This is a genomic window from Paenibacillus brevis (assembly GCF_018919145.1).
In the GTDB taxonomy this organism is placed as follows: Bacteria; Bacillota; Bacilli; order Paenibacillales; family Paenibacillaceae; genus Fontibacillus; species Fontibacillus brevis.
The window spans coordinates 46,483-65,401 of sequence record NZ_JAHLQJ010000018.1; the positions used below are offsets into that span (position 1 = coordinate 46,483).

At 52.3% G+C, this 18,919-nt stretch carries 12 protein-coding genes; 5 read left to right on the forward strand and 7 right to left on the reverse strand.

Going from position 1 to position 18,919, the window contains the following annotated elements:
- Positions 1-12: 12 nt before the first annotated feature.
- The 3 genes from galU to KQJ23_RS18710 form a co-directional block, all read right to left on the reverse strand.
- Positions 13-897 carry a UTP--glucose-1-phosphate uridylyltransferase GalU gene (gene galU / locus KQJ23_RS18700; RefSeq protein ID WP_216480432.1) on the reverse strand — a complete coding sequence of 295 codons (885 nt, stop codon included), beginning with the start codon at positions 895-897 and terminating at the stop codon, positions 13-15.
- Between the two features lie 216 nt (positions 898-1,113).
- Positions 1,114-1,311 (reverse strand): hypothetical protein, encoded by a 198-nt coding sequence (locus tag KQJ23_RS18705; RefSeq protein ID WP_212937640.1) that lies wholly within the window; start codon positions 1,309-1,311, stop codon positions 1,114-1,116.
- Positions 1,312-1,706: 395 nt separating this feature from the next.
- A complete protein-coding gene (locus KQJ23_RS18710; RefSeq protein WP_216480433.1) occupies positions 1,707-4,226 on the reverse strand; it encodes a U32 family peptidase in 2,520 nt (839 codons plus the stop codon).
- Positions 4,227-4,589: 363 nt separating this feature from the next.
- Between KQJ23_RS18710 and KQJ23_RS18715 the strand changes: the two genes are divergently transcribed.
- Positions 4,590-4,799, forward strand: a complete 210-nt coding sequence (locus KQJ23_RS18715; RefSeq protein ID WP_216480434.1) for a hypothetical protein — start codon at positions 4,590-4,592, stop codon at positions 4,797-4,799.
- Positions 4,800-4,921: 122 nt separating this feature from the next.
- Here KQJ23_RS18715 and KQJ23_RS18720 read toward each other — a convergent pair whose 3' ends face one another.
- A complete protein-coding gene (locus KQJ23_RS18720; protein ID WP_216480435.1) occupies positions 4,922-5,137 on the reverse strand; it encodes a DUF2759 family protein in 216 nt (71 codons plus the stop codon).
- Between the two features lie 362 nt (positions 5,138-5,499).
- Between KQJ23_RS18720 and KQJ23_RS18725 the strand changes: the two genes are divergently transcribed.
- Complete coding sequence (locus KQJ23_RS18725) at positions 5,500-5,703, forward strand: DUF6199 family natural product biosynthesis protein (RefSeq protein WP_216480436.1); 204 nt, start codon at positions 5,500-5,502, stop codon at positions 5,701-5,703.
- A gap of 127 nt (positions 5,704-5,830) precedes the next feature.
- On the opposite strand, the gene uvrA is transcribed toward KQJ23_RS18725, so the two are convergent.
- A complete protein-coding gene (uvrA, locus tag KQJ23_RS18730) occupies positions 5,831-8,689 on the reverse strand; it encodes an excinuclease ABC subunit UvrA (RefSeq protein ID WP_216480437.1) in 2,859 nt (952 codons plus the stop codon).
- A 23-nt stretch (positions 8,690-8,712) separates the two neighbouring features.
- Positions 8,713-10,710, reverse strand: coding sequence for an excinuclease ABC subunit UvrB (gene uvrB, locus KQJ23_RS18735; protein WP_216480438.1), 1,998 nt, complete (start codon positions 10,708-10,710; stop codon positions 8,713-8,715).
- 215 nt (positions 10,711-10,925) lie between these two features.
- On the opposite strand from uvrB, the gene KQJ23_RS18740 reads away from it, so the two are divergent.
- Both KQJ23_RS18740 and KQJ23_RS18745 read left to right on the forward strand, forming a co-directional pair.
- Entirely contained in the window at positions 10,926-11,717 is a 792-nt protein-coding gene (locus KQJ23_RS18740; RefSeq protein ID WP_216480439.1) for a flagellar motor protein, read from the forward strand.
- Positions 11,717-12,583: an OmpA/MotB family protein gene (locus KQJ23_RS18745; protein ID WP_216480462.1), complete on the forward strand. Its 867-nt coding sequence runs from the start codon at positions 11,717-11,719 to the stop codon at positions 12,581-12,583. The genes KQJ23_RS18740 and KQJ23_RS18745 overlap by 1 nt, the downstream gene beginning before the upstream one ends.
- Positions 12,584-12,648: 65 nt before the next feature.
- Here the strand turns inward: KQJ23_RS18745 and KQJ23_RS18750 are convergent, their stop codons facing one another.
- Positions 12,649-15,894, reverse strand: a complete 3,246-nt coding sequence (locus tag KQJ23_RS18750; protein WP_216480440.1) for an RCC1 domain-containing protein — start codon at positions 15,892-15,894, stop codon at positions 12,649-12,651.
- Positions 15,895-16,100: 206 nt separating this feature from the next.
- Between KQJ23_RS18750 and KQJ23_RS18755 the strand changes: the two genes are divergently transcribed.
- Positions 16,101-18,752: a winged helix-turn-helix domain-containing protein gene (locus KQJ23_RS18755; protein ID WP_216480441.1), complete on the forward strand. Its 2,652-nt coding sequence runs from the start codon at positions 16,101-16,103 to the stop codon at positions 18,750-18,752.
- Positions 18,753-18,919: the final 167 nt, after the last annotated feature.

The following is an 18,919-nucleotide window of genomic DNA, read 5'->3' on the forward strand; positions in this document are numbered from 1 at the left end:
GGCTTCTCCTGCTCAGGAGAGGCCGATTTCATTTCGGAGCACCAGCTCCGCCAAATATTTTAGCAGGTCATCATGCAGTTCTTCTCTTTGCAGGGCATAGTGTATGCTGGTCTTAATAAAACCAAGTCTTTCCCCCACATCATGTCTCAGGCCATCAAAATGGTAAGCAAGAATCCGCTCACGCTCACCAAGCCGCGCAATCGCATCTGTCAGTTGAATCTCCCCACCAACGCCCTCTTGCTGATCATTGAGGATATCGAAGATCGCCGGAGTAAGAATATAGCGTCCCATAATGGCGAGATTAGATGGCGAATGTCCAATGGGCGGCTTCTCCACAAGCTGCCTTGATTCGTAGACCCGATCTCTGACTTTAATACCGTCGACAACTCCGTATCTGGAGACCTCTTCCCATGGAATCGGTTGAACTCCCACTATGGAAGCTTGCTCCTCATTGTAGACATCGATCATTTGCTTCAAGCAAGGCTCGTCTGATTCCACGACATCGTCACCAAGCAGTACAGCGAACGGCTCATCTCCTATAAATTTGCGGGCACACCAGATGGCATGGCCCAGGCCGCGAGGTTCCTTTTGCCGGATATAATGGATGTCTGCCAAATTGGAGGATTTTCGAACCTCATTCAGCATATCCCATTTAGATTTGTCGCTCAAAAAGTATTCCAGTTCAAACGAATTGTCAAAGTGATCTTCAATGGCCCGTTTGCCTTTCCCTGTTACGATGATGATATCCTCGATTCCCGAGGCAACGGCTTCCTCCACGATGTACTGAATCGTTGGCTTGTCCACGATCGGCAGCATCTCCTTGGGCATCGCCTTGGTTGCAGGCAGGAAGCGGGTCCCTAGGCCGGCCGCAGGAATAATGGCCTTACGGATTTTCATTGTTCTCCGGTCTCCTCTCACAGCTCAAACTCTCTTTCTCGACATTATAGCATATGACCAACCACGAACCGACATCGTATTGAGTTAGTAATTTGATCAAAAACAAAGATGCCCCCTGCAGATCAATTTCTGCAAGAGGCATCCAGGCGAGAATGTTGAGCCCGCTATCGCTATAGCTACCACACTATTTTTTTGAAGGGGCTCTGCTCAATCTAGTTAGATGGTCCAGAACTTGAAGCGGGATACGAATGACTGAGGCGCTTCCTCGGCACGGCGTCTGCTTCCTGGTTCCGGTGTATGAAGATGGCGTTCTGTACCGAATTCGAGCTTACGGTAAGCTTGATCGCCCTCAAGTTCTAACCGTCCATGAACCTTTGTAACTACCGATTGCATTTCGAGGAATCCTTCAAACATCACATTCACCCTCCTAGACCTGAAGAATTTTTGTTTATTCCTTACTTCCTGTGTACGCTTTTATTATACCATCATCACGTTTTCTTTGCTTGGTGATAAATAGGACTTATCACCCCATTTTGAATGCTTTTCACAATTTATTCACAGTAAAAAACGCCTTAATTACGCGGTTTTTAAGCATGTCTCCGGATTATGAACAGCTGTCCTCGATTGGAGAACGATTTGTATATAAAGACAAATACAGGATATTCAGCCCACTGTCTCCTTGGAATAGACTCTCGTCCTCCCTAAAAGTATACATATTTTTCTAGTCACATTTATCCATATAATAACCAAAAAAAGGAGCACCCGAAGGTCCATACCCCCGGAATGCCCGCAATTTATTAGCCCTCTGTTTATTTGACGAGCTGACCTCTTGTGACGCCTAACTGGTTGGTCGCTTTCAACGTCTTCCATACCTGCGTCCCGCTAATCTCTCCGCGCAGGGCTTGGTTATATAGGGAGATCACTTGCTGCACCTGCTCCGGTGTCTCCTCCAGAAACTCAACCCGGTAACTAGGAACACCCAGCTCCAGAAAATGACTCAGATATTCCGCCCCAGACTGCTCAATTGCATTGTACACCGTATTACGGCATCCCTCATCGACCCGTACCGGATGGCTCATGCCAATCCGGTCCTGGAGAGAAGCGCGCTGCTCCTCGCAAGGGCGGCCGCAGTTCGTATAGTTCGTGCCCTCACTCAGGAAAGTACAGTATACACAGTGCTCAGTATGAAACATCGGCAAATGCTGATGAATGACGATCTCCATCTTCGAGGTTCTACTCTTGCCCAGCAAATCCACCATCTGCTGAATGTTCAGGTCATACGACGGTGTAACCATATCGCAGCCAGCCTCCAGGAATAGCTCCACCGCTTTGTGATTGGCGATATTCAACGAGAAATCGCCGATTAGCTGCGGGTGGACAGCGGAGGGATTCTCTTGCCGGTGGCGCAGGTAGTAATATAGCGCGCCGGTATTGCGCACCAGCACTGCGTCAGGTGCAAGACGCAGGATGTTGTTATGGTAGCCGTTCTCGCCCGGCATATGGATGCGCGGTGTCGCCAGTGCAATCTGCTTGCCGGCAGCCCGAACGGCTTCCACTGCTGCCGGGAACTGCTTGATAAATTCGAAGTCGGCGTAAATAAACTCCACGCCGGCATCCAATGCAGCCCGCACCTGCGGCAGGCTGCGGCACAGCGCGGTGAGCTTCGCCTCACCGCGCGCCAGCGGCGCACCCTGCACAGCAGCAGGCGCTGCCGCTACCCGGGCCGCCCGCGTGTACACGGGCGGCTTAGGCCGCTCGCCGGCTAGCAGCTCCACTGCGCGCCGGCGAAGGGCATTCAGCTCTCGCATGGGAAGGATCACGTCGCCATGCAGCTCCGTGTCCAGCCGCTCAAGCTGGAACACCGTGCCGCCGAGACGGCCAAGCTGCTCTTCGAGCAGGGCATCGTCCATCGGCCGCTTCTGCGCGGTCTCAAGCAACAGCTCCGAGTCCACGCGCACTGTCGTCCCCTTCTGGATATCCGTCCAGAAGGTTGCCAGCGGCTCGCCAGCCTGGCCGGATACCTGCACATGTACCGGGAACACCCGGTACGGCTTGTCGGTCTCATAGCTTTGGCGCAGCCGCTTGTCGAGTGCCGGATCATTCGTCTTCCAGATCCGGTCCCCTACATGCACCCGGCGCAGATCGATATCATTGCGCCCCGGCACAATATCGACGATCCACGTCTCGTCGGCCTCGCCCTCCAGCTTCACGCCTTTGCGCCGCAGATCGTAGACACGTCCGCCTTCTTCCTTTTTCGTCGGATCGCCCGCATCAAACACGATTCCATCTCCGCGCTTCACCGGTGCTTCAAGCTTGCAGACAACGCCGTCACGCAGCACCTGCTCTACCCGCCCCAGATAGACGCCGCGGCTCTTCGGGAATGTCCCGTCCAGCAACTGCTTGTTGTTCGTTCCCTCCAGGAAGCCATGGGTGAACCCGCGCGAGAAGCTTTGCTGAAGCTCGCGGATTTCTTCCTTCGAAGGCGGCGTGCTGTCTCCGTCAAAATACCGGTCAATTGCCTGACGGTATTTACTTACCACATTGGCCACATACTCCGGTGTTTTCATCCGGCCTTCGATCTTGAACGAGGTTACGCCAGCTTCGATCAACTCAGGCATGATATCAATAGCCGCAAGATCCTTAGGAGACAGCAGGTAAGCTACGTCTCCCATCGGCTTCTGTACGCCGTCTACGATCAAGTCATAAGGCAGCCGGCAGGCCTGCGCACATTCTCCCCGGTTCGCTGAGCGTCCGCCCCACATTTCCGAGGTCAGGCATTGCCCTGAATACGACACACAGAGCGCTCCATGCACGAATACCTCCATAGGAAGCCTTGCCTGCTCACCGATCGCCTGAATCTGCTTCAGATTATTCTCCCGGCCAAGTACGACTCGCTCCATGCCCCATGGCTTGGTAAATTCCACTGCCTCAGGCGAAGTGATTGTCATCTGTGTCGAGCCATGGATAGGGAAATCCGGCGACAGCTCACGAATCAGCTTCACCAGGCCCAAGTCCTGTACGATTACCGCATCGATGCCCGCTTCCATGCACGCTTCAATCAGCTCCTGCGCATCCGCAAGCTCATTTTCGAATACCAAAATATTGAAGGTCAGAAACCCTTTAACACCATAGCTATGCAAAAAGGCCATAATCTCCGGAAGCTCGTCCATCCGAAAATTGTTCGCGCGCGCCCGTGCATTAAATTTTTCTACGCCAAAAAATATCGCGTCTGCTCCATTCGCTACCGCCGCCCGCATACAATCCCAATCCCCTGCGGGGGCGAGCAGCTCTACATCCTGTCTGGTCAAAGCTACTGCCGACTTGCTCATCTATTTCCTCCTGAATGCCGAATGAACTCGGCTGACTAATTTCCTAAATAATTTCTCCGATTGAACTAAGGTATCATAAGGCAAAACACCGCTCACAAAAGCCGAGCACTACTATGTGCATGCTTCCGCAGTAGCTTTCTTACAGAAAGCTTTACTTCGGCATAGTTCACGTTATACCTTTTCCCTGCAGCTTCTTTAGTTCAACTTATCTATTTTAGCAGACATTACTCCAACACTCTAGCAAGCAATAACTGCTAAAACGCTTATTACTCCTGACCCGTTACCATTTCCCGCCATCAGTCACCAGCACCCAAAAGCAAGTTACACAAAATCCCTGACGTAGGCGCTCATGCGATAGATTTAGTGACTAAAAGCGTTATAATTGCTGGCAGAGATGCGCATGCGACTTTTTTAGTGACAAAAGGCATTAAATTTGCTAACGCAGTTGCTCATGCTCCGATTTTAGTGACAAAAGATATTAAATTTGCTAATGCAGGCGCTCATGCACCGAATTTAATGACAAAAAGCATTAAAATTACTCGCGTAGTACTCGCGCCACGAAAGATGAAATAAGTAAAAGACACTCTATTCCCTTCCGGAACAAAGTGCCTCCCTCAAGTCAAATAACACGGGATTACGAGTCATAGTCCAGTCATCTTTCGATGAAGCTCATCACCGAACTTCCAAGCTGGACCCTACTGGCTCTGACTGAACCAGGCCATCACCATGACGGCATCCGAGGCCAAAAAGATGAGCAAGCTGAACAGCCCGAAGCCGATCGCAAACAGATTCTTTTTCGGTTCCTTCAGCAGCCGCAGCACGCCGATCAGGATAACAATCGTAAACAGGATCATGAAAATATCAAAACCGTTAAAGGTTGTCGTGACTTCCCCTGGTGCAGCAAGTAACATGGCAAGCCCTCCTCAGCTATGTTCACGGAATTTTCCACCTTCCTCTATGTTAGCTTCTGATTAAAGCGCATGCAAGTAAAAAGTCAAAAAATTGTTGAATTTATCTTAAAAATGTAACCCCAAAAGAATTAATTGTTATTGCGCTGCCCCATCCAAAAGAACTCGCGCCGCCTTGGTTCTCTTAAAAAATTAGAGGAGCATTGGGGCGAGACTCTTGCAGAATCAACCATCGATCTTTCCATAAACGTTGATATAAGATCCATGGGTGCTATCAATTGATCCCTTCCTGATATTTCTGAAACAAGCTGCTAAAGGAACCTTTCCCATTCATTCACGTACTTATTTACAAAGGAGTTGATGTCATGTACGTGTTCTTTGGACTGGTGATTATCGGGATTGGTTGCCTCAATCTCTTCTTCCCTTCCTTGGGCTGGCATATGAAAGAAGGCTGGAAGGTCGATGGAGATTCAGAGCCAAGTGACACCTATTTAACGATGACGCGCCTAGGCGGGCTATTTGCCCTTTTCGTCGGATTTATTGTCCTGGTTACTCAATTCTTCTCTTGAAATAAATCATGCATCTCTCACATAACAATTAAAACTCCAGCATTTTCAAGCCAAAAAAGCTCTCTTGAAATCGGCCTTACCGATCTCCAAGAGAGCTTGTATTATATTATGTTCGTTAAAAGGATTGCTACGAATGCACTTTGATGGCACGTGTCCGTTCCGTATCGCGCTGCAGAACCGGCGCAAGATAGCGGCCAGTATAGGATTCCTCCACCTGCGTGACCTCCTCCGGCGTACCTGTTGCAATGATGGTCCCGCCGCCGCTGCCTCCTTCAGGCCCCAGATCAATGAGATAGTCCGCAGTCTTGATCACATCCAGATTATGCTCAATAACAAGCACGGTCTCTCCGGAATCCACGAGCCGATGAAGTACATTCAGCAGACGATCAATATCATCGACATGCAGACCTGTGGTCGGCTCATCCAGAATGTAGATGGTTCTTCCCGTACTGCGACGATACAATTCGGAAGCCAGCTTGACGCGTTGAGCTTCCCCGCCAGACAGTGTAGTCGCCGGTTGTCCCAGATTAATGTATCCGAGGCCAACATCGAGCAAGGTTTGCAGCTTCCGGTGGATCTTCGGAATATTCTCGAAGAATTGGGTCGCATCCTCCACCGTCATCTCCAGCACATCTGCGATGCTCTTGCCTTTGTATTTAACCTCTAGTGTCTCCCGATTATAGCGTTTACCAGCACATACCTCACATGGCACATAGACATCCGGAAGGAAATGCATTTCGATTTTGAGAATGCCGTCTCCGCGGCAGGCTTCACAACGCCCGCCTTTAATATTGAAGCTGAAGCGGCCTTTCTTGTAGCCCCGTACCTTAGCCTCGTTCGTCTGCGAGAAAAGGTCCCGGATATCATCAAAGACACCGGTATAGGTCGCCGGATTGGAGCGGGGAGTCCGTCCGATTGGCGACTGATCGATATCGACTACCTTTTCCACATGCTCCAGGCCACGAATTTCCCGATACTGTCCCGGACGAACCTTCGCCCTGTTCAGATCCCGCGCCAACGTTTTGTATAGAATCTCATTCACCAGCGTAGACTTGCCCGAACCGGATACCCCGGTAACGGCCGCGAATACGCCGATAGGGAACTTGACGTTAATGTTCTTCAGGTTGTTCTCCTTGGCCCCGCGCACTTCAATCCAACGTCCATCAGGCTTCCGCCGTTGCTCAGGCACCTCAATGAACCTCCGGCCGCTTAAGTATTGGCCGGTCAAGGAGTTCGGGTCCTTCATAACCTCCTGCGGCGTACCCTGGGAGACAACCTGGCCGCCATGAATGCCTGCTCCCGGACCAATATCAATAATATAATCGGAAGCCAGCATCGTATCCTCATCATGCTCAACGACAATTAAGGTATTTCCCAAATCCCGCATGTGAGCCAATGTCGTGATCAAACGGTCATTATCCCGCTGGTGGAGTCCGATGCTCGGCTCATCGAGGATATACAACACGCCCATCAGACTGGAGCCGATCTGCGTCGCCAGCCTGATGCGCTGTGCTTCACCCCCGGAGAGCGTTCCTGCTGCACGGCTCATCGTCAAATACTCCAGCCCAACGTTAACGAGAAAGCCCAGTCGGCTATTGATCTCCTTCAAGATCATATGGGAAATCGTCTTCTCCTTCTCATTCAATTCAAGACCATCAAAGAACTTCATGGCTTCGCCGATCGACAACGAAGTCACGTGAGCGATGTTCTCTCCATTCACGGTAACCGCGAGAATCTCTTTTTTCAGGCGATGCCCCTTGCAAGTACCGCAAGGCTTGGAGCCCATGAAACCCTCGATAAACTCCCGAATTCCTTCGGAGGCGGTATCGCGATACCGGCGCTCCAGATTATGCACGATGCCTTCAAACGTTACATAGGCGTCCTTACTAATACCAAAATCGTTCTCATAGCGGAAGCGTACCTTGGTTGTGCCCGTTCCATACAGAAGCTTGTCCATTTGATCCTTGGTTAGCTCCGATACCGGCACATTCTGAGGAATATGGAAATGCTCGCACACCGAGCGAAGGAATTGCGGATAATAATTGGACGTACTGCCTGCCCACGCTTCGAAGGCGCCTTGCTCAATACTCTTCGACGGATCAGGAACCAATAGCTCCGGATCGATGATCATTTTCATGCCAAGACCGTCACATTCCGGACAGGCTCCGAACGGACTGTTGAACGAGAACATCCGCGGCGACAGCTCCTCGATGCTGAAGCCGCAGATCGGGCAGGCATAATTGGAGCTGAAGCGCAGCTCCTCCTGGCCGATAATGTCGACCAGCAGTTGACCGCCGGACATTTTCAGCGCCGTCTCAATAGAGTCCGCAAGGCGGCTTTTCACATCCTCCTTCACCACGATCCGGTCCACGATAACCTCTATGGAATGCTTCTTGTTCTTCTCCAGTTCGATATCCTCGGATAAGTCCCGCTGTTCCCCATTGACTCTAACCCGAACAAAGCCTTGCTTTGCAATCTCACTGAACAGGCTCTTGTGTTCTCCCTTTTTGCCGGAGATCACGGGAGCAAGAATCTGCAGACGAGTGCGTTCAGGATATTGCATAATCCGGTCAACCATCTGTTCGACGGTCTGCGAGGTAATCTCCACACCATGCTCCGGACAATGCGGGTGGCCGATCCGGGCAAACAACAGGCGAAGGTAATCATAAATTTCCGTCACTGTACCTACTGTAGAACGCGGGTTCCGGCTTGTTGTCTTCTGGTCAATGGAGATTGCCGGCGAGAGACCTTCGATCGAATCCACATCCGGCTTCTCCATTTGGCCAAGAAACTGGCGCGCATAAGCCGACAAAGACTCTACATAACGTCGCTGTCCTTCTGCATAAATCGTGTCAAATGCAAGCGAAGATTTCCCCGATCCACTCAAGCCGGTCAAGACAACAAACTTATCACGCGGAATCGTAATATCTATATTTTTCAGATTGTGCGCTCTCGCACCTTTAATGACGATATTCTCAATGGCCAAGTGGTTCATCTCCCATTATCTATTTAATCCGCTGCGCGCAATTCCATAATTGCATCGCGCAGCTCAGCGGCCCGTTCAAATTGCAAATTCTTGGCGGCTTCCTTCATCTCGGATTCCAGACGTCCGATCATAGCTTCGCGGTCACGCTTGGACATCTTGCTCTTAGCCGCATCGGCCAGATAATCACTCTTGCTCTCGGCCACCTTGGTAGCCTCGATAACATCCCGAACCTTCTTGCGAATGGTCTGCGGAGTGATCCCATGCTTCTCATTATAAGCGATCTGAATCGCGCGGCGCCGCTCTGTCTCTTTGATGGCCCGATCCATCGAATCGGTAATCTGATCTCCATACATCAGCACGCGTCCCTCGGAGTTCCGCGCAGCCCGGCCAATCGTCTGAATCAGCGACCGTTCCGAACGCAGGAAGCCTTCCTTATCGGCATCCAGGATCGCAACGAGCGAGACCTCCGGCAAATCAAGGCCTTCCCGAAGCAGGTTAATGCCGATCAGCACATGGAACGTTCCAAGCCGCAAATCCCGCAAAATACTCATCCGCTCCAAGGTCTTTATATCGGAGTGGAGGTACCTTACTTTAATGCCGACCTCTTTTAAATAATCGGTCAGATCCTCGGACATCTTCTTCGTCAAGGTGGTAACAAGCACCCGTTCATCCCGATCGATCCGTTCGCGGATCTCACCGATCAAATCATCGATCTGCCCCTTGGTCGGACGAACCTCGATAATCGGATCCAGCAGTCCAGTCGGACGAATAATTTGCTGAACCATCGTATCGCAATGCTCCAGTTCATACGGCCCCGGTGTCGCGGACACGTAAATCAATTGATTGGCCTTGGCTTCGAATTCCTCGAATTGCAGCGGCCGGTTGTCCAGCGCCGAAGGCAGGCGGAATCCATGGTCCACAAGCACGGTCTTCCGCGCCCGGTCACCGTTATACATCGCACGAATCTGCGGCAGCGTCACATGGGATTCGTCAATCACGATCAGCATATCATCCGGAAAGTAATCCATCAGCGTGTAAGGGGTTGCCCCCGCTTCCCGGAAGGTCAGGGGGCCCGAATAGTTCTCGATGCCCGAGCAGAAGCCGACTTCCTTCATCATTTCGATATCATAGCGGGTACGCTGCTCCAGCCGTTGGGCCTCCAGCAGCTTGCCCTGTTCACGGAATAAAGCCAGACGCTCCTCCAACTCCCGCTCTATGTTACCTATAGCGATCCGCATCGTCTCCTCCTGCGTCACAAAGTGAGACGCCGGGAAGATGGCAATATGCTCACGTTCGCCAACCAGTTCGCCGGTCAGTACATCGATCTCGGTAATCCGTTCAATTTCGTCGCCGAAAAATTCCACTCTCACCGCCTGTTCCCCTCGGGAAGCCGGGAAGATTTCCAGCACATCGCCGCGCACGCGAAAAGTGCCGCGAACAAAATTGATGTCATTACGCTGATACTGGATATCCACCAGCCGGGCTAGGATCTGGTTGCGCGGCTTTTCCATTCCGACACGCAGCGACAGCACCAAATTCCGGTACTCCATCGGAGAACCGAGACCGTAAATACAGGATACACTCGCTACAATGATCACGTCTCGCCGTTCGAACAGCGAGCTGGTCGCAGAGTGTCTCAGTTTATCAATCTCTTCATTGATGCTGGAGTCTTTTTCAATGTAAGTATCTGAGGATGGAATATAGGCTTCCGGCTGGTAGTAGTCATAGTAGCTGACGAAGTAATCAACGGAGTTATTGGGGAAGAATTCCTTGAATTCACTGGCAAGCTGTGCCGCCAGCGTCTTGTTATGGGCAATGACCAGTGTAGGTCTTCCAAGCTTCGCTATGGTATGGGCAATCGTGAACGTCTTGCCGGTGCCTGTAGCTCCCAGAAGGGTCTGGTGCTTTTTTCCCATTTTTATCCCTTCCACTAATTGGTCTACAGCCCGCGGCTGGTCGCCCTGTGGCGAAAAATCGGAGATTAGCTCGAATTTATTATTACTGAAGACAATTTCACTCATTGTCCAACATCACCCTTATCGTCTAAAATGGAAAAGTGAATTTCTATGTTATGGTTTCTCTATCTATATTAACCTTATTTCATTAGTTTCAACGGAATAGTAGACAAGCAGTCTATTTTCGCAAAGCAAAAATAAGAATAAGTGTTCCCATTTATTATACCTTCTTTGCATCCGGGATGCAACAAAAGTCAACGAATGGAGCTGTGTGTGAACGAATGGATATATCCACAATTATTGGTATTATTATCGGCTTGGCCGCGCTGATCGGCGGCTTTATCTGGGAGGGCGGAGAGCTCGGCGGGCTGATGCAATGGGCTGCTGCCTTAATCGTGTTCGGCGGCACCTCTGCCGCAGTCATGATCAGTTTCCCCTTCGCGAAGCTGAAGACGATACCCAAGGCTCTTGCGCTGGCCTTCACCAAGGGATCACAGGATATGGAGGAGCTCGTTTCGGATCTGGAAGGAATGGCCGTGATTTCCCGGCGGCAAGGCGTTCTTGCTTTAGAAAAAAAATCGGAGGAGCATGCCGATCCTTTTCTGCGTGAAGGCATTCAGCTTGTCGTGGATGGTACTGAGCCGGCCATCGTACGGCAGGTGCTCGATCTGGAGATTGAGGCGGTTCATCTTAAATATGAGGGATATGCTAAAATTTTCGATTCTGCCGGCGGTTATGCCCCTACAATGGGCATCATCGGTACGGTCATGGGATTAATCCACGTCCTGGGCAGTCTGACGGAGCCGACTTCACTCGGGCCCTCCATCGCGCTTGCTTTTACGGCTACATTATACGGCGTCGCCAGTGCAAACCTGATTTTCCTGCCGATTGCATCGAAGATTCGCGCCCGTGGCGAGGATGAGACGTCACGGATGGAACTGATGCTGGAAGGCATGATTTCGCTGCAAAACGGAGATCACCCGATGCTGGTCCGCCGCAAGCTGGAGTCCTTTTTGACAGATCGGGAGCGGAAGCCGCAACTGCCGGCCTCATCCGGGGAGTCAGAGCTGTGATGCGCGGCAGAGACAGAGATTTCCAGTCAGGTACAGGACGCCGCCGTTCTGCAGGACCGAAGGATACCAAAGACCGCTGGATGATTACCTATGCCGACCTGATCACGCTCCTGTTGATCTTTTTCGTGGTCATGTATGCGATGAGCCGGCTTGATGTCGAGAAATATGAAGTTGTTACCCAATCTCTTCAACATACATTCAAAAGCGGCAATTCACTGCTGGATAAAGGGACCGGTGTTCTGGGCAGCGAGGATAAATACGATTACAATAATCCGCCGGACAGACAAGGCGCCGAGAATGGACAGGGACCGGATAGTACAGGCGGCGAGGGCAGCGGCAACACATCTCCCCCTTCAACTCAGCAGCCATTGACCGAGCGGGAGCTGGCGTTTCGTGAGCAGGAACAGGAATTAGCGACATTGATGGGACGGATTGAATCCTATATTAAAGACAATCAGCTGGAGGATCAGATCAAGGTAACCGATCTTCCGAAAGGAATTTCGATCACATTAAGCGACCGGTTTCTGTTCGATACTGGCAGGGCAGATCTGAAATCCGGATCCGAGGTTGCCCTTGCGCGGCTCGCCAGCCTGTTTAAAGAGCTTGATGCCGTCATCAGCATCGAGGGACACACCGATAACCAGCCGGTCGGCCGGGCCTCCTCCTTTGAGGATAACTGGGAGCTGTCAGGCGCCCGGGCACTTTCCGTGCTTCGCTTCTTCCTGGAGAAAGAGCAGCTTGACCCAAAAGACTTTCAGTATGCCGGTTATGCCGATACCCGGCCTGCAGCAGATAACGCTACTTCAGCCGGACGGCAAAAGAACCGCCGCGTAGAAATTACCGTACTGCGGCAGTTGCAGCAATAACCCATGCAACAGGCCCCGCCTGTCCAACGACAAGCGGGGCCTGTTATCTTTTCATGTTTGATTGCCTAGTCAATCATTCCGCTCTTCTTCAGCATGCGCTGGATAAGTACGGCCGCTTCCCCTCTGGTCAATGCTTGCTTCGGCATCATCATACCCTCCGCCGAGCCTTCCAGAATGCCAAGATTGACAAGCTCTTCGGCTGCAGTCCGTGCCCAGTCCGGCAAGCCGTCCAGATCCTTGAACAGCAAGCCCGGAGCCGTCGACGAGTTTGTTTGGGCCGTACTCTGGAATTCTTCTTCCGCTATAGCCCGAGCAATGATAACAATTGCCTCCTGACGGCTGATTGCTTGATGAGGGCGGAAGTCTCCCGCTTCATCTCCCTGGATTAATCCATGCTCTGCCGCCAATGCAAGCGGATCATGGAACCAATCCGTGACGCTGACATCCCTGAACACTGCGACTGGAACAGACGAATCATACAGACCTAGCGCTCTTGCCATCAAAGCTGCGAACGCTGCGCGCTCCATAGACGCCTCCGGAGAATACTTCCCTTCCGCTGTTCCCGTGATAATCAGCCTCGAGGCCAAATCATGCACAGCTTCGCTGGACCAATGGGATGCCGCATCCGCAAATGATGCCGGTTTCGAGATCAGAGTAAACGAGCCATTATACATACTCTTCAGCACCGCAAGGCGGGTGCCGTCTTCCAGAGTCTCGAGCCGGGTCGGCACCGGGATTACGGAACGATCCTCACCAATAAAGGCTCCGGTCGTTACATCATCAGCCTGCTCCGGAAGAACAGGTAAGCTGCGCTCTACATAACGGCTCCACTTCTCTATTGGATGAATCTGTTCCCCGATCTGAATGATCGCTTTAAATTCAACGGGAGAAAGCAGCGTCATAAAATGCCGCTCCGCCTTCGCACGGGCAAGCTGCTTTTGCACTTCGGCCGTGCTGCTGCCCAATGTAAAGGTAATTATAGCCTGAACGGCAGATTCTTTGACTGTCTCAGACCCATAGCGCTCAAAAGCTTCGGCTAGCTCCGCTGCTGCGAAACGGAAGCCTCCGAGGGAGGAACGCAGCTCCAGGGAGCCTTCCCGTTCAGCAAACAACTCTGCGGCTTGAGCGTCCATAGTCAATTCAATAAGATCAGCCTGCTGCCCAAGAATGAGGATCAAGCTTGAATCACTCCCGGGCACTTCCAATGCGGCTTTTAATTTTGCGAAATCGAGCCTGAGCGATACAATTTGCTGATCTCCGCCGCTGCTAATTCCGGCATGGACGATGCCGTCCTTAGGAAGATTGTTTAAAAGCACCTGGAGATCGAACTGCCGCGAAGGAGGCTGTGACGCATTTCCCCCGGACGACTGTCCTGACCTCACCGGATCGCTTCCTCCGCCCGTCCCGTCTTCACCAGGGTTATCCGGTCCTTCCCCCGGCTCACCCGGACCTTCTCCAGGATTTCCCCCAGGCACGCTGTCCCGGTTCAAGGCAATCCGATACGCCTGTTCCTGACCATCCGGCGTCGTCACGGCAACTAAAAGATAGGCTGCATCTTCTCCTACGATCAATTCTTCACTGGGTTCGCCAAAAATCAGCGGCACCGATCCCTGCAAAAGCTGTCCGCTCTCCCCATAGACGCTTGCCGTCACGGTAGCTGCCGTGTCGTAGACGTCCGCCGTGACTGAAAGCCGATCCGTAGTCTCTGCAAGGCTAAGATTGTAAGTGTATTGGTAGCGGCTGAAACCGGGATTCAATGCCAAACCGCTCTCTTGGGTCGACTGTACAGCTAATTGCCGCAGGGTCGGATCGTGCAGCGGAGCCAGCGGCTTTGTCTTCACGCTTAGCATCGGATAAGCGCTCTTGTTCCCCGCGCCGTCCCTGACAATGACATTGAAATAGTAGGTTTGATCCGGAGCAAACAGCTGCATCGCAGCACTCGTCTGATTTTTTTCATAGGGTCCCAGAGCTGTCCCGTTTTGCTCAATCTGCTGAACCGTGCTTAAGTTATCCCTGCCCGATAAATATAGCCTGTACTCCAGCTCGCCCGGATCATCAAGATTGTCGGATGCAGTTGCCCACTGCAGCTCTATAAAATCGGCTGTAACCTCGGCAGCCTCGATCATGCCTCCCGGCACAGGGGCTGTGGTATCCAAGACAGCCTTGCTTAACACGGGAACATAACTCGTGCTCCAAGCTCCGTCACCCAGTTGACCGTAACCGTTGTATCCCCAGCCCCAGACGCGCATATCCTTCGTCATCACCGAGCTGTGAAAGCCGCCGGCGGAGATGTCGATTACGGACGGCAAATTCTGAACCAGTCCGGGAGTTCTATCGCTGGCAGCGCCCGTACGTCCAAGCTGGCCGTAATTCCCCAAGCCCCAGCTCCATACGCCACCGTCCGCATCCAAAGCAAGGCTGTGATAGCCTCCCCCTGCTATATCAACAGTATTTTTCAAATTCTGGACTCTCACCGGCAGATTTCGCTTAGTGATTGTTCCGTCTCCTAACTGCCCCTGACTGTTGGAGCCCCAGGCCCATACCGTGCCATCCTGACTGATCGCCAGAGAGTGCGAGCCGCCCGCAGCAATCGTGATTACATCGTCAAGACCCGCAACCTGAACCGGCAGGAGCTTGTTTGTGAACGTTCCATCGCCGAGCTCTCCATTCTCGTTGTTCCCCCAAGCCCAAACGGTTCCATCCTCCTTCAATGCCAAGCTGTAGTAGCCGCCGGCAGCAATCGCCGTAACCCCGTCTAACCCGTTAACCTGAACAGGCTCACTTCTCTGGAGCTGTGTTCCATCCCCCAGCTCGCCGCTGGTATTCATGCCCCACGCCCACACCTTGCCGTCCTCGGCAAGGGCCATGCTATGATAGCCCAGCCCGCCCGATATAGCCGTAATTCGTACACCTTCCAGACCGATGACCTTGGTCGGAACGTCCATGTTGATTAAGGAGCCGATCCCGAGCTGCCCGTTCTCATTCATCCCCCACGTCCAGATCGTTCCGTCAGCCCGAAGCGCCATAGAACTGCGTACGCCGGAATCTATCTCGATAACCTGGTCCAGATTTTTGACCAGGACAGGAGTATTACGACTACTGCTCAGCCCATTGCCTAACTGCCCCTTCTCATTTCCCCCCCAGCTGTACACTTGCCCCCCGCTGGTCAGAGCTAATGTATGATAGTAGCCGACAACCAGCTTGGGAGACGTTGCCGAAGCCGCAAGCACCCTGGATGAGTTGCCCATCAACTGCAAATGTACGATAAGTATGCTTATACACAGTAAGATTTTTCCGATACGCTGTCTCATATTTCCCTCCTGAAATTGATCTGTCAGGAAGAGGCTAACAAAATAAATGGAGCAAAAGAATTGACATTCGTTAACTTTCCTTAAAATTCTTCGTATAATCTATTCTATAATCTACTTTTTTATTTGACGAAATTACCTTATTCGACAATGTCAGAAATATAATCAGGGTCTACCAGGATAGAAATCAAAAAGAGCGAGGTAAGTCTATGCGCCGAACAGCTAGTCCTTTATTAAAAACTAAATTGTTCGTTCCTGAATCGAAGGGTCGGCTAGTTCAGCGGGAGCGCCTGCTCCATTCGATCTCGGAGGGCTTTCAGCAAGGAAAGCGCCTTGTCGCTGTCGTGGCCCCGGCCGGCTACGGCAAGTCCACCCTGCTCGCCCAATGGGCCCGTCATGCCGGAATGCGTTGCGCCTGGTTATCGGTCGATGCACGGGACAATGATCCTGCACGCTTCTGGAGATACTTTAGCGCATCAATAGCCTCCGCTCTGCCCGAGCAGCATCGTCAGCAGCTTGAAGCCAATTGCCAACTGCAGGCGGGGGTCTCCATCTATACTTTTTTGGATACCCTCATTAGCGGACTGCCCGAAGGAACAGATCATAAGCATGCTTTTTCGCTTCTGCTCGACGATTTGCACGAAATCACCAACCCTACTATTCTCGACGGATTGTCTTACCTGTTCGACTATATGCCGGATTCGATGCATGTGCTTCTGTCCTCTCGCTCGGAGCTTATGATACCCGGCATGAAGAGGCTGGCAAATGGAGCAGCCATGATGGTCGGCATGAACCAGCTCCAATTCACAGCGAGCGAAACCGAAAGCCTATTTCACATGATTAACGGGGAGCTTCAGGCAGAATGGACATCCGCCCAGTTAGACGAGCTTCAGCAGAAGACGGAGGGATGGATTACCGGACTGCAGCTCCTCTTCTTATCGCGCCGTTCCAACAATGGGAGTCTCATGGGTCTGGCCTCCGGTGAAGAGACACTTATTTCCGATTATTTATTTCAAGAGGTTTTGCATCTGCTTCCTTCCGATTTTCAGGATTTCCTTCTTCGGACCTCCGTGCTGTCCAGATTCGATGCCAAAGCCTGCAATGCGTTAACCGGACGGCCCGATGGCAGGCAGCAACTGAACGAGCTTCAGCGATTAAACCTGTTCCTGATTCCGCTTGATGGAACAAGGGCCTGGTTCCGTTATCACCATCTGTTCGCACAGTTCCTACAAGGCCAGCTTCGACGCAGGGATGAGAAAGAGTATGCCGCAATGCACCGGGCAGCCGGGCTATATTTTTCTGAAATTGGCGCTATAGAGGATGCCATTGAGCACTTGTTTGAAGCCGGTGAGATTGAGCACGCCATCCAAGCCCTGGAGGGGCACCTCCCTGCAGCGCTCAGCCAAGGGGATTTACTAACACTGTTGAATTGGTTCCGCAAAATTCCCGAAGCCCGCTCCCTGACGCTAGAGTTATCCTTGCTTCACGCCTTTCTGCTTGTTCTGGCCGGTGATCTGGAGCGCTCCGGACGGGTATTGGAACATCTTGAAGAGGAAATAGACAGACTGGGCCCTTCCAGCCGACAGGACCAGCTTCGAAGCAGCTTATTGTTCGTCCGTTCCAATTTGGTCTTTTTGAATGGGGACTTTGCCGGGTGGCTAGCCTCGAGCGAAAAGGTACGGGAGCATCTCGCCCCGGATAACCCGGTCTATTACCAATTCGACTATAACCGCCAAGAGCCTTATGTCCGGCGCACCTCACTGGGCATGAAAGGAAAGCTGTCCGACGAAACCGAAAAAGTCGGTAAATTGTTCATCGAGGTATTGGAAGGCCATGGCTGGAAAAACGCACTGCTTCACCTGTACGTAAAGCAGTGCCTCGCTGAAGGTTACTATGAGTGGAACCGCCTGGCCGATTGCCGCGAACTGCTGATGCAGCTGCGCAACTCAGACAGGCTGCGGGAGACGCCAGGTCTGCTCATTCCGGTTCTTCTCACGGAGGCCCGGCTGCATGCCGCCGAAGGTAAGCCCCCCTTGGCTTATCATACACTTGACGAAGCGGCTGAGGCCGCCGCGGCTTGCATCCATGACGGAGGACGCTGGAATCGCTATGTGCGAGCCGTACGGAGTAATTTGTACTTACGGGACGGTCGGTTGGGCGAGGCGAAAAGGGAACTCGCCCCATTGCATATCGGTCCTCGAAGCAAGCCGGTATACAGCCGGGAGACCGAGTTTCTCGCATTGGTTCGGTTGCTTGGGAAGCAGCGCAAGGAGGCTGAGGCTCTGACGATGCTCGAGCTGCTTAAGCTGCAAGCGGAGCGGGAGCATCAGATCGCCAGCCGGGTAGAGATTACCTGTCTCCAGGCTTTGCTGGAAGCTCAGCGGGGCCAGCGTGTGCTTGCTTTCACCCTGATCGAGGAAGCGCTCGTTCTGGGCAAAAACAACGACTACCGCAGAACCTTTGTGGATGAAGGAACAGATATGCAGTTACTGTTGAAGGCTTACCTTGCCGATCGGTGTAAAGTGCGTGCTTCTTCTGGCTCTGATCAGGGAATCGCTCAGCAGGATCCTCTCCTTGATTATGCGGAGCAGTTGATTCATGCCTTTCCCGGCTCGCCGGATATTCCTCCACAGCAGAGGAACCTCCCCGCGCTGGACCTTCTCGAACCCCTGAGCAGCAAAGAGCTTCTCCTGCTGGAGCAGCTCCGGCTCGGAGCGACCAACAAACAGATGGCCGCAGCGCTCGGGTTGACCGAAGGCACCATTCGCGTGTATCTATCCCGCTTGTACGAGAAGCTGGGCGTATCCACCCGCACCCAGGCGCTGGTTAAAACCCAGAGCCTGCCATTGTCGGGGAAGTAAGTAGAGGAATTGGCTGGATAGAGAGCTCGATGGGGAGTTGGATAGAGAGCTGAATACGAACTGGATGGGAGCTGGTGGCGGGGAGCTGGTTTTAGAGAGCTAGCTTTAGTGGTTAGAGGCACTTGTGAGGCACTTTAGTTGCGTTTGGGTCAAGATTCGTCGTATGA

What these genes read in the sequence shown, in the direction of transcription:
- galU (WP_216480432.1), bottom strand. Translation starts at nt 897, where the DNA reads ATGAAAATCCGTAAGGCCATTATTCCTGCGGCCGGCCTAGGGACCCGC.
- KQJ23_RS18705 (WP_212937640.1), bottom strand. Translation starts at nt 1,311, where the DNA reads ATGTTTGAAGGATTCCTCGAAATGCAATCGGTAGTTACAAAGGTTCAT.
- KQJ23_RS18710 (WP_216480433.1), bottom strand. Translation starts at nt 4,226, where the DNA reads ATGAGCAAGTCGGCAGTAGCTTTGACCAGACAGGATGTAGAGCTGCTC.
- KQJ23_RS18720 (WP_216480435.1), bottom strand. Translation starts at nt 5,137, where the DNA reads ATGTTACTTGCTGCACCAGGGGAAGTCACGACAACCTTTAACGGTTTT.
- KQJ23_RS18725 (WP_216480436.1), top strand. Translation starts at nt 5,500, where the DNA reads ATGTACGTGTTCTTTGGACTGGTGATTATCGGGATTGGTTGCCTCAAT.
- uvrB (WP_216480438.1), bottom strand. Translation starts at nt 10,710, where the DNA reads ATGAGTGAAATTGTCTTCAGTAATAATAAATTCGAGCTAATCTCCGAT.
- KQJ23_RS18740 (WP_216480439.1), top strand. Translation starts at nt 10,926, where the DNA reads ATGGATATATCCACAATTATTGGTATTATTATCGGCTTGGCCGCGCTG.
- KQJ23_RS18745 (WP_216480462.1), top strand. Translation starts at nt 11,717, where the DNA reads ATGCGCGGCAGAGACAGAGATTTCCAGTCAGGTACAGGACGCCGCCGT.
- KQJ23_RS18750 (WP_216480440.1), bottom strand. Translation starts at nt 15,894, where the DNA reads ATGAGACAGCGTATCGGAAAAATCTTACTGTGTATAAGCATACTTATC.
- KQJ23_RS18755 (WP_216480441.1), top strand. Translation starts at nt 16,101, where the DNA reads ATGCGCCGAACAGCTAGTCCTTTATTAAAAACTAAATTGTTCGTTCCT.